This is a genomic window from Brevundimonas sp. (assembly GCF_027487935.1).
Taxonomy (GTDB): Bacteria; Pseudomonadota; Alphaproteobacteria; order Caulobacterales; family Caulobacteraceae; genus Brevundimonas.
Map to the genome: position 1 here is coordinate 34,887 of NZ_JAIYCP010000030.1, position 15,104 is coordinate 49,990.

Genomic DNA, 15,104 nt, shown 5'->3' on the forward strand with positions numbered 1-15,104 from the left:
GCCCTTGATTGGCCACAACCGGCGCCTACTTCCAAAAGGTCGCTGCAGCCCCTCCCCTCCCCCAAGCTGCGGCGCTACGGATCGGTGCCACCCCCCCCCTCCTGGGCGTCGGTCCGAAGCAGGCCGCCGGACGCAAGTTCGGCGGCCTTGTCGTTTCCGGCCTTGGGTGGCGAGGCCTTTGGCGCGCCGGTTTCCGAAACGGGTCCGGTACCCTTGTTTTGGGGGTTTCCGTGGCGCGCGGGACGGCGCTGGTCAGCGCGGCCTGGACAGACCCCTTGCCGAAGCGGCGAAGCGGCCTAGTCTGCCCCCTATCTCCGGCGACCTGTTTGAGAGGTCGCGTCCACAAGAGACCTGCCCATGTCCGGCGAAACGGCCCCCGCGCATCCTCAGGCCATCACCCTGGAGGCGCTGGAAGCCAGCTTCGACCAGCTGTCCCCCGGCGCACTGGCCGGCGCGGGCAAGGACTTCCTGCGTCAGGCCTGGGAAGACTATGCCGCCGACGAGACGCCCGACCTGTGCGGGCGCGACATGGCCGGCCTGCTCGCCATGGCCTGGCGCGGGGCCGAGGGCCGGGCCCACGGCGAACCCGCGCGCATCACCCTGTCGCCGCTTCACAGCGTGGAGGGTGTCCCGCTGGGTTATGATGTTCTGATCGTCATCCAGGACGACCGGCCGTTTCTCGTCGACAGCGTCATGGGCGAGCTGGCCGACGCCGGCGTGACGGTCCGGTCCATGTACCATCCGGTCACTCCGGAAGACGGCGGGCGCGAGTCCACCATCATCGTGGTCATGGATCCCCTGCCGCAGGAGCGGCGCGATGCCCTCGGCGAAGGCGTGGCCCTGACCCTGAAGGACGTGTCCAGTGCGGTGGAAGGCCACGCCGGCATGGCGGCGCTGATGCATCGGTCGATCGCCCATCTTGAGGCCAACCCTCATGGGGTCGCGCCCGATGTCCTGGCGGAGCATATCGACTTCCTGAAATGGCTCGAGGACGACCATTTCGTCTTTCTCGGGGCCCGGGACTACGACTACCCGCGCAGCAAGGACGGCGGCTATCAGGCTGAGGCGCCCCTGTCGCAGGCGGGGGTCGGTCTGGGGGTTCTGGCCGATCCCGAGCGAACCGTGCTGCGCCGCGCCAATGAGCCGGCCGTGCTGACCAAATCCATGAAGAAGCAGCTGGACCTGTCCGAGCCGGTGACCGTGGCCAAGGCCAATGTCCGCTCCCGCGTCCATCGCCGCGCCTATATGGACTATATCGGGGTCAAGCGGTTCGGCCCCGATGGCCGGCCCTCCGGAGAGACCCGGTTCGTCGGCCTCTTCACCGCCGAGGCCTATGACAAGACGGCGACCCAGGTGCCGCTGGTCCGGCGCAAGGTCGCCAACGCCCTGACCCGCGCCGGAAAGGTGGCCGGGAGTCACAGCGAGAAGCGGCTCCGGAACATTCTCGAAAACTATCCCCGCGACGAACTCTTCCAGATCGGGGAGAGCGAGCTGCTCGGCATCGCGCTCGGCATCCTGCATCTGCATGACCGTCCGCGGATCAAGACCTTCACCCGCCAGGACCCCTTCGACCGGTTTGTCTCCGTGCTCGCCTTCATCCCGCGCGAGCGTTTCGACGCCTCTGTCCGTGAACGGATCGGGGCCATCCTCGCCCGGGCCTGGGGCGGGCGGCTTTCGGCCTGGTATCCGCAGCTTTCGGACCAGCCCCTGGTCCGGATTCACTACATCATCGGCGTGACCCCCGGAGACCATCCGTGCCCGGATCAGGCCGCGCTCGACGCTGAAATCGCCGAGGCCGGCCGCAGCTGGATCGATCGGTTCGAAAGCGCCCTGCGCAGCGCCGATGTGGACGATGTCGCCGTCGGGCCGCTCAGCGCCCGGTGGGCCGAGGCGTTCGATGTCGCCTATCGCGCCCGTTATGATGCGGCCGAGGCCGTGCGGGACCTGCAGGCGGTCGATTCCCTGAACGACAGCGGCCTGGCCGACGGCGGCGAACCGGTGGCGGTTCGCGCCTTCCGGCTGGACGGCGAAGGGTCACTGAATTTCCGCTTCAAACTCTATCGCCGCGGTGCTGCGGTGCCGCTTTCGGACGTGCTGCCGATCCTCGCCGACATGGGGCTGAAGACGCTTGAGGAATGGGGCCACGCCCTGCGTCCGGCGGGAGAGGCCGAGATCCATGTGCATGAATTCCTGCTGGAGGATCCGCGCGGCAACGATCTTCAGTTCGCGGATGTGAAGGGCCCGTTCGAGGCGGCCTTTTCGGCGGTCTGGACCGGTCTGACCGAAAGCGACGGCTTCAATCGTCTGGTGCTGGAGCTGGGCGTCGACTGGCGCGAGGCGGCGCTGGTGCGGACCCTCGCCCGCTATCGCCAGCAGACGGGGCTGGACCCCAGCCAGGCGGTGCAGGAAGAGGCGCTGCGCGACTATCCGGCTGTGGCCCGGGGCCTGCTGGCCCTGTTCGCGGCCAAATTCGATCCCGCGACGGGGGGCGATGCGGCCAGCCGCGAGGCCGCCGTGGGCGCGCTGGTCGAGACGATCAACGCCCAATTGCAGGATGTGAAGAGCCTCGACCACGACCGGGCGCTGCGTCGGATGGTCCTGCTCGTTCAGGCGATCAAACGCACCAACTACTATCAGGCCGGCCCCGGCGGCCGGCCCAAGGCCCATATCTCGATCAAGATCGCCTCGCGCGAACTGGCCGATCTGCCCCTGCCCAAGCCTTTCCGGGAGATCTTCGTCTGGGCCCCGCATATCGAGGGTGTGCATCTTCGCTTCGGCCCGGTCGCACGGGGCGGCCTGCGCTGGTCTGACCGCCGTGACGATTTCCGCACCGAGGTGCTGGGACTGGTCAAGGCGCAGCAGGTCAAGAATGCCGTCATCGTCCCGGTCGGCTCCAAGGGCGGCTTCTTCCCCAAACACCTGGCGGCCATCGTGCGCGCCGGGGGCGACCGCGATGCCCAGCAGGCCGAGGCCATCCGGGCCTACAGGACCTTCCTGTCCGGCCTGCTCGACATCACCGACAATATTGCCGGAGACGGCTCCGTCGTGCCGCCGTCGTCGGTGGTCCGGTTCGAGGGTGACGACCCCTATCTGGTCGTCGCCGCCGACAAGGGCACGGCCACCTTCTCGGACATCGCCAACGGGATTTCGGCGGACTACGGCTTCTGGCTGGATGACGCCTTCGCCTCGGGCGGCTCGGTCGGCTACGACCACAAGGTCATGGGCATCACGGCCCGCGGCGCCTGGGAGGCGGTCAAACGCCATTTCCGCGAGATGGGCAAGGACATCCAGTCCGAACCCTTCACCGTGGTCGGGGTCGGGGACATGTCGGGCGATGTCTTCGGCAACGGCATGCTGCTCTCGAAGGCGATCAAACTGGTCGCCGCCTTTGACCACCGCGACATCTTCATCGACCCCAATCCCGATCCGGCGACCAGCTGGGTCGAGCGCGACCGGATGTTCAAACTGCCGCGCTCGTCATGGCAGGACTACGACAGCTCGAAGATTTCCAGGGGCGGCGGCATCTTCCCGCGTTCGGCCAAGTCGATCCAGCTGACCCCGGAGATCAAGGCCGCGCTCGATATCCAGGAGGATGTGCTCGATCCAGCCGCACTGATGAAGGCCATCCTCAAGGCCCCGGCTGAACTGCTCTATTTTGGCGGCATCGGCACCTATGTGAAGGCGCCGAACGAGACCGACGCCCAGGTCGGCGACAAGGCCAATGACGCCATCCGCATCGACGGTGCCGAGGTGCGCGCCAGGGTCATCGCCGAGGGTGCCAACCTCGGCCTGACCCAGGCCGGCCGGATCGCCTTTGCGCTCAGCGGCGGCCGGATCAACACCGACGCTATCGACAACTCGGCCGGGGTCGACAGCTCCGACCACGAGGTCAATATCAAGATCCTGACCGGGGCGGCGATCGCCTCCGGTGCCCTCAAGGTCGCCGACCGCAACGCCCTGCTGGCCTCCATGACCGATGAGGTCGGCCTCAAGGTCCTGGCGCACAACTACGACCAGACCCTCGCGGTTTCGCTTCAGGAGGATGACGGACCCGGTGCCCTCGACGCCCAGCAGCAGTTCATGTTGTGGCTGGGGGCCAGGGGCCGGCTGGACCGCAAGGTCGAGGGCCTGCCCGACGACGCAAGACTGGCGGAACGCAAGCTCGCCGGCCAGGCCCTGACCCGGCCCGAACTCGCCGTTCTCACCGCCTATTCCAAGCTGGAGCTGTTCGACGAGATCGTGGCCTCGGCGGCCCCGGACGACGCCTTCTTCAAACAGACCCTGGTGCGCTATTTCCCGGCCCCGCTGGCGAAATTCGAGGCCGACATGCAGCGCCACCGCCTGCGGCGCGAGATCGTCTCGACGATCCTGTCGAACGAGATCGTCAACATGTGCGGTCCGACCTTCCCCGAGCGGCTGCGCCAGTCGGCCCGTTGCGACACGGCCGCCATGGTCCTGGCCTTCGAGGCGTCGCGCCAGATTTTCCGGCTGGACCAGGCGTGGGACGAGGTTTCGGCCCTGGACCTGAAAATCCCGGCGGCGGCCCAGACAGCCCTCTATCAGGAGATTTCGACCGTGCTCCGCCGCCAGACCTTCTGGCTGGCCCGTCGCGCGGTGCGGCCCGGCGCGACCGTGCGGGCCCTGATCGGCGCCTATCAGCCGGCCGCGGACGCCCTGCGCGCCGTCGGTGGTTCGGTCCTGTCGCGCTTCGAGCAGAGCCGTCTCGAGGCCCGGGTCCAGACCTTCGTCAGCCTCGGCGCGCCGGAGGCCATGGCCCGGAACGTCGGCCTCTTGCGGCCGCTGGTGGCGACCGCCGACATCGGCGACCTGTCCCGGCAGGCGGGCTGGCCCGAGCCGGCCATGGCCGCCCTCTATCACCAGGTCGGCGCGGCCTTCGACTTCGACCGGCTGCGGGCCGGCGCAGGCGCAGTCCCCTCGGCGGATCATTTCGACCGTCTGGCGGTCCGGCGTCTGATCGAGGATTTGATGGTCGAGCAGATGACCCTGACCCGGGCCGTGGCCGCGAGCACAACCCTGTCGGCCGGATCGGGTGAGGCGGCGGCCGAGGCTGCGGTTGACGCCTGGATCGGCTCCCGTCTGGAGATCGTCGAGGGTCTGCGCGCCTCGGTGGACGAGATCGTCGCCTCCGGCACGGGCTGGACCTTCGCCAAGCTGACCATTGCCAACAGCGTCATCCGCGAGATCGCTGCGTCAGCCAACTGAGCAGGCCGTCCTGTCGGGCAGCGGTCGTCGGCCCGGCGTTTCGCGTCCGCGTTCGGCTTCTGCTAGCGTGCGGGGCCGAGGGAGAGGTTGATGCCGCGCAAATTTCTGGTGGTCGTCGATGACAGTCCGGAGTTCGGGACGGCATTGCGCTATGCCGCCCGGCGGGCGCGTTCGACCGGCGGTCGCGTGGCCCTGTTGCGTGTCATCCCCGCCGCCGCCTCCGATGCCCACTGGTCCGGCGTCCGCGAGGAGATCGAACGGCAGACGCGGGTCGAGGCCGAGGCCTCACTGAACACATGGGCCGGTGAAGCCGCGGAACGGTCCGGTTCTGTGCCTGTGCTGCTGATCGAGCGCGGCGAGCCGCAGGACGCCATCCGCAAGGTCGTCGGCGAGGACCCCGAGATCAAGATTCTGGTTCTGGCGGCGGGTGGCGGCGGGCGCGGTCCCGGCCCCCTGGTCTCGGCCGTGGTCAAACAGGGCGCAGCCTTCACCGGACGCAAGATGCCGGTGACCATTGTGCCGGGTGACCTGACCGAGGCGGATATCGAGGATCTGGCGTAGGGAAGGTGGCGAGTGATTAGTGGCTAGTGGCTAGTGATCGGCAGTTACGGCCTGCGTGACTTGTTTTCCAAGCCGGATGCTGGCGTCGGCTAGCCACTAGCCACTAGCCACTAGCCACTAGCCACCCACCACGCCTCCGCCCTTGAACCCACCGCCTCGCGAGTGCACTTGAGCGCCATGTTCATCCAGACCGAACCGACCCCGAACCCCAATGCGCTGAAATTCCTGCCCGGGCGCGATGTCGCGTCCGATCCGCGCGACTTTGTGAACCGTGAGGAGGCCGAGGCCTCGCCCCTCGCAGAGGCCCTGTTCGCGCTGGACGGCGTGGCGGGTGTCTTTTTCGGCTATGACTATGTCTCCGTCACCCGGAGTCCCTCGGGGCCCGACTGGGCCGTGATGAAGGCGCCGGTGCTTGCGGCGATCATGGATCATTTCGTCTCCGGGGCACCGCTGCTGCGCGACGGATCGACAGCGGCCGCCTCCGCAGCCGGCGAGGACACCGAGATTGTGCTCGAGATCAAACAACTGCTCGACAGCCGCGTCCGCCCGGCCGTGGCCCAGGACGGCGGCGATATCCTGTTCGACGCCTTTGACGAGGCGACAGGGGTGCTGACCCTGCGCATGCGCGGGGCCTGCGCCGGCTGCCCCTCCTCCACCGCGACCCTCAAATCCGGGGTCGAGCAGATGATGAAACACTACATCCCGGAAGTGACCTCGGTCGAACAGGTGATCTGACTTTTTGACGCGCTGTCGTTCGCCACGCCGCGGCTCACGGCCTTGGCGCGATCGCGCCTGAAACGAATCTGTCCTCGCTTCCGGGGCCGGTCGGCGCCATCATCGGCCCATGCCCCGTTTCCAGAGTGACAGCGACGTCCGGCGTCTTGGCGAAGCCCTCGCTGCCCTGCGACGTGACCGTGCACTCTCCCAGGCCGAGGCGGGCCGGAGGGCCGGCATGACGAGCCAGGGCTGGGGCCTGTACGAAACCGGCAAACGATCCGGCCTGTTCCGTCCCGACGTCCAGCGTCGGCTGACGGCGGCGCTCGACGCGACACCGGCGGATCTGGCCCTGTTCGAGGCTCCCGCCCTTCCCGGCATGGCCAGTGAGGGCCGACCCTTTGTCCATGCGGCCGGGCCGATCCGACGCCTGCCGTTGTCGAATGACGACCTCGCCCCCTGGGGGGTTTCGGGCGTGGTCGTGGAATATGAGCCCGGTCGCTGGCCTCGCCGTGACCAGGGCTGTGTGATCGAAATGGCGGACGGTGCGCTTCGGGTGCGGGTCTATGAGCAGGCTGACGCCGAGACCCTGACCGTTCGCGGCGGTCCCGGCGGCCTCGGGACCCGGGAGCGGATCGCCCGCTCCGACACCCGGATCGTCTCCGCCGTCACGGCCCGGCTGGAGCCGTGATGAAACGAAAATCTTGCAACGTTTTCGTTTCCATGAAACGATCTGCGCTCGAAAGGGAGCGGGGAGACAGCCATGGCCAGGATCAGCGGACGGGACGAGGTCGACGTCTATGTCGGGGCGCGCATCGGGCTGCGGCGGTCGGCGCTGGGCCTGTCCCAGAGCGCACTCGCCCAGCAGCTCGGCATCAGCTTCCAGCAGGTCCAGAAATACGAAACCGGCCAGAACCGCATCTCCGCCTCGCGCCTGCACCGGGCGGCGACGGTTCTCGGAACCTCGGTCGAGACCTTCTTCCCCCCGGTCGAGACGGCCCGCGGTGCGGCCGACGACAGCTGGCGGCAGATGCGCACCATCACGGCCACGGCCGAAGGCCGCACCGTGGCCGCAGAGTTTCCCCGGATCGGGAACCGCGACCTTCGCCGGGCGGTGGCCCGGATCGTTCATGGCCTGGCCCGCGAGGCCTGAAAGTCTGTAGCCCCGGGGGGGCGTCATGAAACTCATGGTCGTCGATACATCGCTCGGCCTGTGCACGGTCGGGGTGTTCGAGGTCGACAGCGCGGGCGCGTCCTGTCTGGGCCTGCGGTCCGAGCCGATGACCAAGGGTCATTCCGAGCGTATCGCCGGTTTCGCACGCGACGCAGCGAGCGCGGCCGGGGTGTCGTTCGCCCAACTTGACCGGATCGGGGTGACGGTCGGACCCGGCTCCTTCACCGGCCTGCGGGTCGGCCTGGCCTTCGCCCAGGGCCTGGCCGCAGCGCTGGACCGGCCCCTGGTCGGCCTTTCGGGGCTGGATGCGCTCGCGGCGTCAGCCGGCGAGGCTCCCGAGGTTGCGGCCCTGATCGATGCGCGGCGCGGACAGGTCTATGCGCGTTTCTGGCGCGATCGCGCAGCCGACGGCCCGGCCGAGGCCTTGACGCTCGAGGCGGCGGCGGACCGGATTGCGACCCTGGCCGACGGGGCGATCCTGGTCGGTTCCGGCGCTGTCCTGTTTGCGGAGGTCGCTGCGGGCCGGACGGTCATGGCCCTGGAGGGGCCGGACCCCGGCGCCCTGGCCCGACTCGCGGCAGCCGCGGATCCGGCCCTGGCCCTGCCGCGCCCGCTCTATCTGCGCGCGCCCGACGCCAAACCGCCCACCCGCCTGCCCGGACAGGCCCGCGGACCGGCCGGGACCCCATGAACGACGACACCGCCGAGCGTCTGGCCGGGATCCATGCGGCGGCTTTTCCGGCGCCGTGGGACGCCGCGGCCCTGGCCGACCTGCTGACCCAGGCCGGGGTCTTCGCGGTCGAGCAGCCGGACGGCTTCATCCTGTTGCGCACCGTCGCCGATGAGGCGGAGATCCTGACCCTGGCCGTCCGCCCGGGGGCCCGTCGGCGCGGTCTCGGGGCCCGGCTGGTCCGTGAGGGGGTGGCCGGCGCGGCGGCGCGGGGCGCGGCGCGGCTGTTCCTCGAGGTCGCTGACGACAACGCCGCGGCGCTTGCGCTCTATGCCCGGGCAGGCTTCTCCGAAGCCGGTCGCCGCCCGGGATACTATGCCCGCCCTGACGGTGGTCGGCAGGATGCGTTGATCCTGGCCCTAAACTTGCCGGTGAAGCTTCCCTAGGGCGGCCTGCCCGCCTATTCTGCCGCCATGGACCGGATCGAGAAACTCTGCGCCGACCGCGGCATGCGCATGACCGAGCAGCGAAGGGTGATCGCCCGCGTCCTGTCGAACGCCGACGACCATCCGGACGTCGAGGAACTGTACCGCCGCGCCTCCGCCATCGACCCCCATATCTCGATCGCCACCGTCTATCGCACCGTCCGGCTGTTCGAAGAGGCCGGCGTGGTCGAGAAACACGACTTCGGCGATGGTCGCAGCCGCTATGAGGAAGCCGGTGACGACCACCACGATCATCTGATTGACACCCGCACGGGCGAGGTCATCGAATTCTTCGACGCCGAGATCGAACGGCTGAAGACCGAAATCGCCGAGCGGCTGGGGTTTGAACTGATCGGCCACAAGCTGGAGCTCTACGGCAAGGCCATCGCCGGGGCCGAGCCGTCCAAGCGTGAGGGCCTGATCTTCAGCCGCACCGCACGCCGGGTTGATCCGGACAAGCTGGACGTCTGAGGCTGGCTGCGGTCAGAAGGCTCCGTCTTGGTGACCTGATGCGGCCTGGCGCTTCGTTCCGGTAGCTTGCCGCGCCTCGTCGCGCTATTTACCCAGCCCCATGACCGATACCCTCACCTCGCCGCAGGACCCGCAGGTCGCGCCCAAACGCCTGTTCATCAAGACCTACGGCTGCCAGATGAATGTCTATGACAGCGAGCGCATGGCCGATGTGCTGCGCCCGCTGGGCTATGCGACGACGGATACGGCCGAGGGTGCCGATTTCGTCATCCTGAACACCTGCCACATCCGCGAGAAGGCGGCCGAAAAGGTCTATTCCGAACTCGGCAAGCTGCGGGCGATGAAGGAAGAACGGTCTGCGGCAGGGCAGGGGGCCATGACCATCGCCGTGGCCGGCTGTGTCGCCCAGGCCGAGGGCGAGGAGATCATGCGCCGGCAGCCGGCCGTCGATCTGGTGGTCGGCCCGCAGGCCTATCATCAACTGCCCGAACTGCTGACCCGAACCGCACGGGCGCGGGGCGAGCGGATCGGCGCCGACTTCGCCCCGGTCGACAAATTCGACGCACTGCCGCAGGCCCGTGGCGTCGATGGTCCGACCGCCTTCCTGACCGTGCAGGAGGGTTGCGACAAATTCTGCACCTTCTGCGTCGTGCCCTATACCCGCGGGGCGGAATGGTCGCGGCCGGTGGCGGCGGTGCTGGCCGAGGCCCGGGAGCTGGCCGGGAAGGGGGTGCGCGAGGTCACCCTGCTGGGCCAGAACGTCAACGCCTATGACGGCGAGGGGGCCGACGGGGCACCCTCGACCCTGGCGCGGCTGGCGTATGCGCTGGCGGAAATCCCGGGCATCGACCGGATCCGCTACACGACCAGCCATCCCAACGACATGAGCGACGATCTGATCGCGGCCCATGGCGAGCTGGAGGCCCTGATGCCCTGGCTGCACCTGCCGGTTCAGTCCGGCTCCGATCGCATCCTGCGGGCGATGAACCGCAAGCATGGACGGGCGAAATACTTCGAGCTGATTGATCGCGTCCGGTCGGCGCGGCCGGACATCGCCCTGTCGGGGGATTTCATCGTCGGCTTCCCCGGCGAGACCGACGCCGATTTCGAACAGACCATGGATCTGGTCCGGCGCGTCCGCTACGCCTCGGCCTTCTCCTTCATGTATTCGCCACGTCCCGGCACCCCCGCCGCCGGCATGGCCGGCCAGGTGCCGGCCGGGGTTGCGCGCGAACGCCTGCACGCGCTCCAGGCCCTGTTGTGGGAACAGCAGACCGCCTTCAACGTCGCCATGGCCGGACGGACCATGGATGTCCTGTTCGAGAAGAGGGGCCGTCAGCCCGGCCAGGCCATCGGCCGCTCACCCTGGCTGCAGTCCGTGCATGTCGATGACGCCGATCATCTGATCGGCCGGATCGTTCCTGTAGAGATCGAGCACGGCCAGCAGAATTCGCTGAAGGGCCGCCTCGCTGAACCCGGTCGTCCCGCAGCGGCGACGTCTCATTCGGCGGGCGCGGTGCCGCAAGAGCCTGTCCATGGCGCGTGACAGTGAGTTCCTGGCCCTCGGCGACCTCGCCCTGCGGGCCGTCATCGGCCCCGGCAGCCGTCACCTGGCCCTGATCGAGGACCGCTTCAAGGTGCTGGTCGAGACCCCCGGTGGCGGCGTTTCGATCAACGGCTCGGCCCGCGACCGGGCCCAGGCCAAACGGGTCATCGAAACCCTGGCTGACCGCGCCGACACAGGGGCCGAGATCACCGAGGCCGATGTCCGCACGGCCCTGGGGGCGGCCATGGCCCAGCCCCGGGCAGGGCAGGGGAGTATGGTCCCCGACGCCATCGCCCTGCCGGTCGGCCGACGCGGGGCCATTGCGCCCAAGACGGCGGCCCAGGCCAACTATCTGGCCCTGCTCGCCAGCCGGGAACTGACCTTCGGTGTCGGTCCGGCCGGGACAGGCAAGACCTTTCTCGCGGCCGCCTACGGCGCCTCCCTGCTGCGACGGGGACAGGTGGACCGGCTGGTCATCACCCGGCCCGCGGTCGAGGCGGGCGAGAAGCTGGGCTTCCTGCCGGGCGACCTGAATGAAAAGGTCGATCCCTATCTGGCTCCGATCTGGGAGGCGCTGAACGACATCCTCGGCCCTGATGACGTGCGCCGGCGGCGCGACAAGGGTGAGATCGAGGCGGCACCGATCGCCTTCATGCGGGGCCGTACCCTGGCCCACGCCTATGTCATCGTCGACGAGGCCCAGAATACCTCGCGGCTGCAGATGAAGATGGTCCTGACCCGGCTGGGTGAGGGCGCGCGCATGGTGGTGACCGGCGACCCGTCCCAGGTCGATCTGCTGAATCCGCGGGATTCCGGCCTGAAGCACGCCCTGCGCATCCTTGAGGACGTCAAGGGTGTCGGGGTCCAGCGGTTCGAGGCCCAGGATGTGGTCCGGCACGCCATGGTCGAGCGGATTGTGCGGGCCTATGACGCCGACGCGGCCAGCCGGCGCCCGGCCGCCGATCTCGAGGACCCCGACCTGTGATCGAGGTCGAGATCGAGGACGAGGCCTGGACCGTCGCCCTGCCGGATGCGGTCGCCGTGGTAGAGCGGGCGGCCACTGTGGCCCTGGGGGCGGTCGAGGGCGATGTCGTCGTCCTGCTGACCGACGATGCGGCCATTCACGATCTCAACCTCCGTTTCCGTGACCGGGACCGGCCGACCAATGTCCTGTCCTTTCCGGCCGCGGAAAGCGCTGCGCCGCATCTGGGCGATCTGGTGCTGGCCCTTGGTGTCTGTGCCGCCGAGGCAGCGGCGCAGGGCAAGAGTCTGGCGGATCATTTGACGCATTTGACGGTCCACGGCGTGCTTCACCTGCTGGGTCGCGACCATGTCGAAGAGGTCGAGGCCGAGGCGATGGAAGCGGAGGAGCGAACCCTTCTTGCCAGCCTTGGCGTCGCGGACCCATACAGGCCCCATGACCCTGCTCACGGCAACGCTTGATGATGACGGGCCGCGCGCGCGGCTGATCCTGCGCTTCGGCCGGATCGGCCTGGCGCTGGCGGCGGGCGCGGCGACGGCCCTGGCCCATCCGCCGTTCGGCTTCCTGCCGGGCCTGCTCGGCTATGCCCTGCTGATGTTCCTCGCCGAGCGCGCGACCTCGGTGCGCGGTGCCTTCTGGATGGGCTGGCTCGCCGGCTTCGCCTATTTCTTCATCAGCTGCTGGTGGGTGGCTGAGGCCTTCCTCATCAATCCGGCCCAGGCCTGGATGGCACCCTTTGCGGCCAGCCTTCTGCCGATCGGCCTCGGCCTGTTCTGGGGCACGGCGACGGCCCTTTACCGTCGGTTCCTGCCGGGCGGGGTCAGGCGGGCCCTGTTCTTCGCCGCCCTGTTCTGCCTGCTGGAGTGGCTGCGCGGTCACGTCCTGACCGGCTTCCCCTGGAACCCGGCGGGTGCCAGCTGGAAGGCCGGCTCGGCAGCGTCACAGTTCGCGGCCGTGGCCGGGGTCTACGGTCTCAGCTTCGTCACCGTGGCTGCGGCGTCGGCCTTCGGCCCTCTGCTGGGCGCGGGTCCTCGCAAGGAGCGTATCGCGGCGGCGGCGCTGGGTGCCCTCGCCCTCGCGGGTCTGGTGATCGGCGGGGCGGTGCGATTGGCGCAGGCCAGGCTGGAGCTCACCGCGACCGTGGTTCGCATTGTTCAGGCCGATGTGGACCAGGAATCCAAATGGACGCCTGAAGCCTATCGCGGCATCGTAGACCGCTACGTCAATCTGACCGCCCGACCGGGCGCAGCCCTGCCCGATCTGATCATCTGGCCCGAGGGTGCCTTGCCGGCTTCGGCCAACCGGGTATTCGCGCCCGACTCGCCCGAGGCAGCGGCCATCGCCCGCGCGGTTCAGCCCGGTCAGAGCCTGATCATGGGGTTGGGACGGGGTCTTGCCGATCCCTCGGCGCCCGGGAACGAGCGCTATTTCAACAGCCTGTTCGTGCTGACGGACGAGGGCGGCGACGGGCTCCGGATCAGCGCCGTCTATGACAAATACCGGCTGGTCCCGTTCGGCGAATTCCTGCCGGCGGGCGGCCTTCTGGGGGCCCTTGGCGCGCGCAGCCTGACCCATATGCCGACCGACTTCAGCCCGGGCCCCCGTCCGGCGCCCATCGACATTCCGGGTGCGCCGCGGGCGCAACCGCTGATCTGTTACGAGAGCCTCTATCCGGGCTTCACGCCTGCCGCCGCCGGGCGACCGGAATGGATCGTCAACATCTCCAACGACGCCTGGTTCGGCCGCAGCTCCGGGCCGATCCAGCACCTGAACCTGGCCAGCTACCGGGCCATCGAGACAGGTTTGCCGGTGGTGCGGTCCACGCCCACAGGCGTCTCCGCCATGATCGATCCCTGGGGGCGGGTGATCGACGATCAGCGGCTGGAGCCCGGCGAGAGCGGTGTCATCGACGCCCGGCTGCCCAGGCCGACGACGAAGACGCTCTACGGGCGCTTCGGTGACCTGCTGTTCTGGCTGGCTGTGCTGGCCGGGCTGGCGACCGCCGTGCCGTGGGCCCGGATGCGCGGTCTCCGGCGGGCCGACCCGGCCGGTTGATTCGTCCCATGCCGGCAAAATTTCACGCCTAACGCGCGCGGCGGGGCCGATTGCTCAACCGTTGCTGTGCGTGGCGAGGCCGTTTTTGCAATTTTTGGTGACACGGACGAATCGCGAGCGCATTCAGGCTCGGCTCGATGAAACCGAAGGATAAGCGGACGATGGCGAGAGGTAAGGGCGAGGATGGTCCTCATCCCGTAGACCGGCATGTAGGTCGGCGTGTGTGCGAGAAGCGTCTCGCACTCGGATACAATCAAAGCGATCTGGGTCGGGCCCTCGGCCTGACGTTTCAGCAGATCCAGAAATACGAAAAAGGTGCCAACCGGATTTCGGCATCCAAACTCTGGGACATCGCAAGGTTCTTCAAGGTCGACATCGGCTATTTCTTCGAAGGCCTGACCGGCGCCCAGATCGCGGGCATGGCCGAGGGCGGTGGTGATTTCGAGCACGACTTTCCGGCCACCCGCTACACCATCGAGATCAGCCGTCTGGCTCCCCAGCTGTCGACCCGACAGCAGAAGCTGGCCCTGGAGCTGATCCGCGAATTGGCTGATCGCAGCGAGACGGACGAGGCCTGACCCTCCCCCGATCCGGCGGCTATTCCCCCGAAGGCTCCGCCCGTCGTCGCCCGAACTCCGGAGCGGCAGCCTTCTGCTCGGCCCAGTAGGCGGCGCCGTCGCGCGGCTTGAACATGGTCTTGGCGATGCCGTCGCGTGATACGACGGCAAAGGTGTTGGTCGACGCCTGATACAGAAGCACGTCGCCATTGGGGCGCTCCACCCGCTCTGTTCCGGCCGGTGGACGGGTCGTGAAGGCCCGGACCTTGGCCAGATAGTCCTCGGCCGTCGCTGCGCCGAAATCGGCGCCGTTTCGCTCGAACAGCCGCGCGGCCTTGGCGTCGACCGTTTCGCGCCGGTTGGCGGTCAGGCCGGGCTGCGGCCCTTCCCGCGCGACACTCGTGCCCTCCGTTTCGGGGCTGGCCCCGGCCCCGGCCGCCGTGAGCGCTGCCTCCGACCCGTCGCCCGACCGATCCCGGGTCTCTACGGCCGAGCCGCCATTGCCGCACGCGGTCAGCCCCAAAAACGCCGCCGCAATCCATATCCTGCCCTGCCCGTTCGCCATGATGCTCTCCCTTGGTTGTGCTGGACGGATATGAAGATAACCACAGGTCATCTGTTCGTGCAATGTTCCTGATTGCCGGGACCCCTCTCGACGCCGCCCGG

Annotated in this window: 14 protein-coding genes; 13 read left to right on the forward strand and 1 reads right to left on the reverse strand. The window is 68.5% G+C overall.

What is annotated here, in order from left to right; all coding sequences use genetic code 11:
* Positions 1 to 357: 357 nt before the first annotated feature.
* From Q0053_RS11315 to Q0053_RS11375, 13 genes are all read left to right on the forward strand, one after another.
* Positions 358 to 5,223, forward strand: a complete 4,866-nt coding sequence (locus Q0053_RS11315; RefSeq protein WP_298100188.1) for an NAD-glutamate dehydrogenase — start codon at positions 358 to 360, stop codon at positions 5,221 to 5,223.
* Between the two features lie 90 nt (positions 5,224 to 5,313).
* Positions 5,314 to 5,784, forward strand: a complete 471-nt coding sequence (locus Q0053_RS11320) for a universal stress protein (RefSeq protein WP_298100190.1) — start codon at positions 5,314 to 5,316, stop codon at positions 5,782 to 5,784.
* Between the two features lie 177 nt (positions 5,785 to 5,961).
* Entirely contained in the window at positions 5,962 to 6,519 is a 558-nt protein-coding gene (locus Q0053_RS11325) for a NifU family protein (RefSeq protein WP_298100192.1), read from the forward strand.
* Positions 6,520 to 6,628: 109 nt separating this feature from the next.
* Complete coding sequence (locus tag Q0053_RS11330) at positions 6,629 to 7,189, forward strand: helix-turn-helix transcriptional regulator (RefSeq protein WP_298100194.1); 561 nt, start codon at positions 6,629 to 6,631, stop codon at positions 7,187 to 7,189.
* A 72-nt stretch (positions 7,190 to 7,261) separates the two neighbouring features.
* Positions 7,262 to 7,651 carry a helix-turn-helix transcriptional regulator gene (locus Q0053_RS11335; protein WP_298100196.1) on the forward strand — a complete coding sequence of 130 codons (390 nt, stop codon included), beginning with the start codon at positions 7,262 to 7,264 and terminating at the stop codon, positions 7,649 to 7,651.
* Between the two features lie 25 nt (positions 7,652 to 7,676).
* Positions 7,677 to 8,363 (forward strand): tRNA (adenosine(37)-N6)-threonylcarbamoyltransferase complex dimerization subunit type 1 TsaB, encoded by a 687-nt coding sequence (gene tsaB, locus Q0053_RS11340; protein ID WP_298100197.1) that lies wholly within the window; start codon positions 7,677 to 7,679, stop codon positions 8,361 to 8,363.
* Positions 8,360 to 8,788, forward strand: a complete 429-nt coding sequence (locus Q0053_RS11345; RefSeq protein WP_298100199.1) for a GNAT family N-acetyltransferase — start codon at positions 8,360 to 8,362, stop codon at positions 8,786 to 8,788. Before tsaB ends, Q0053_RS11345 begins: the two co-directional genes overlap by 4 nt.
* A 27-nt stretch (positions 8,789 to 8,815) precedes the next feature.
* The gene (locus Q0053_RS11350) at positions 8,816 to 9,298 is read left to right on the forward strand and encodes a Fur family transcriptional regulator (protein WP_298100201.1); all 483 of its coding nucleotides are present in this window, start codon (positions 8,816 to 8,818) and stop codon (positions 9,296 to 9,298) included.
* Positions 9,299 to 9,398: 100 nt separating this feature from the next.
* Positions 9,399 to 10,844: a tRNA (N6-isopentenyl adenosine(37)-C2)-methylthiotransferase MiaB gene (gene miaB / locus Q0053_RS11355; protein WP_298100203.1), complete on the forward strand. Its 1,446-nt coding sequence runs from the start codon at positions 9,399 to 9,401 to the stop codon at positions 10,842 to 10,844.
* Complete coding sequence (locus Q0053_RS11360) at positions 10,834 to 11,829, forward strand: PhoH family protein (protein WP_298100206.1); 996 nt, start codon at positions 10,834 to 10,836, stop codon at positions 11,827 to 11,829. Before miaB ends, Q0053_RS11360 begins: the two co-directional genes overlap by 11 nt.
* Positions 11,826 to 12,287 (forward strand): rRNA maturation RNase YbeY, encoded by a 462-nt coding sequence (gene ybeY / locus Q0053_RS11365; protein WP_298100208.1) that lies wholly within the window; start codon positions 11,826 to 11,828, stop codon positions 12,285 to 12,287. Before Q0053_RS11360 ends, ybeY begins: the two co-directional genes overlap by 4 nt.
* A complete protein-coding gene (gene lnt, locus Q0053_RS11370; RefSeq protein WP_298100210.1) occupies positions 12,262 to 13,881 on the forward strand; it encodes an apolipoprotein N-acyltransferase in 1,620 nt (539 codons plus the stop codon). Before ybeY ends, lnt begins: the two co-directional genes overlap by 26 nt.
* Before the next feature lie 161 nt (positions 13,882 to 14,042).
* Entirely contained in the window at positions 14,043 to 14,459 is a 417-nt protein-coding gene (locus Q0053_RS11375) for a helix-turn-helix domain-containing protein (protein WP_298100211.1), read from the forward strand.
* A 19-nt stretch (positions 14,460 to 14,478) separates the two neighbouring features.
* Here the strand turns inward: Q0053_RS11375 and Q0053_RS11380 are convergent, their stop codons facing one another.
* Entirely contained in the window at positions 14,479 to 15,003 is a 525-nt protein-coding gene (locus Q0053_RS11380; RefSeq protein WP_298100213.1) for an S-type pyocin family protein, read from the reverse strand.
* Positions 15,004 to 15,104: the final 101 nt, after the last annotated feature.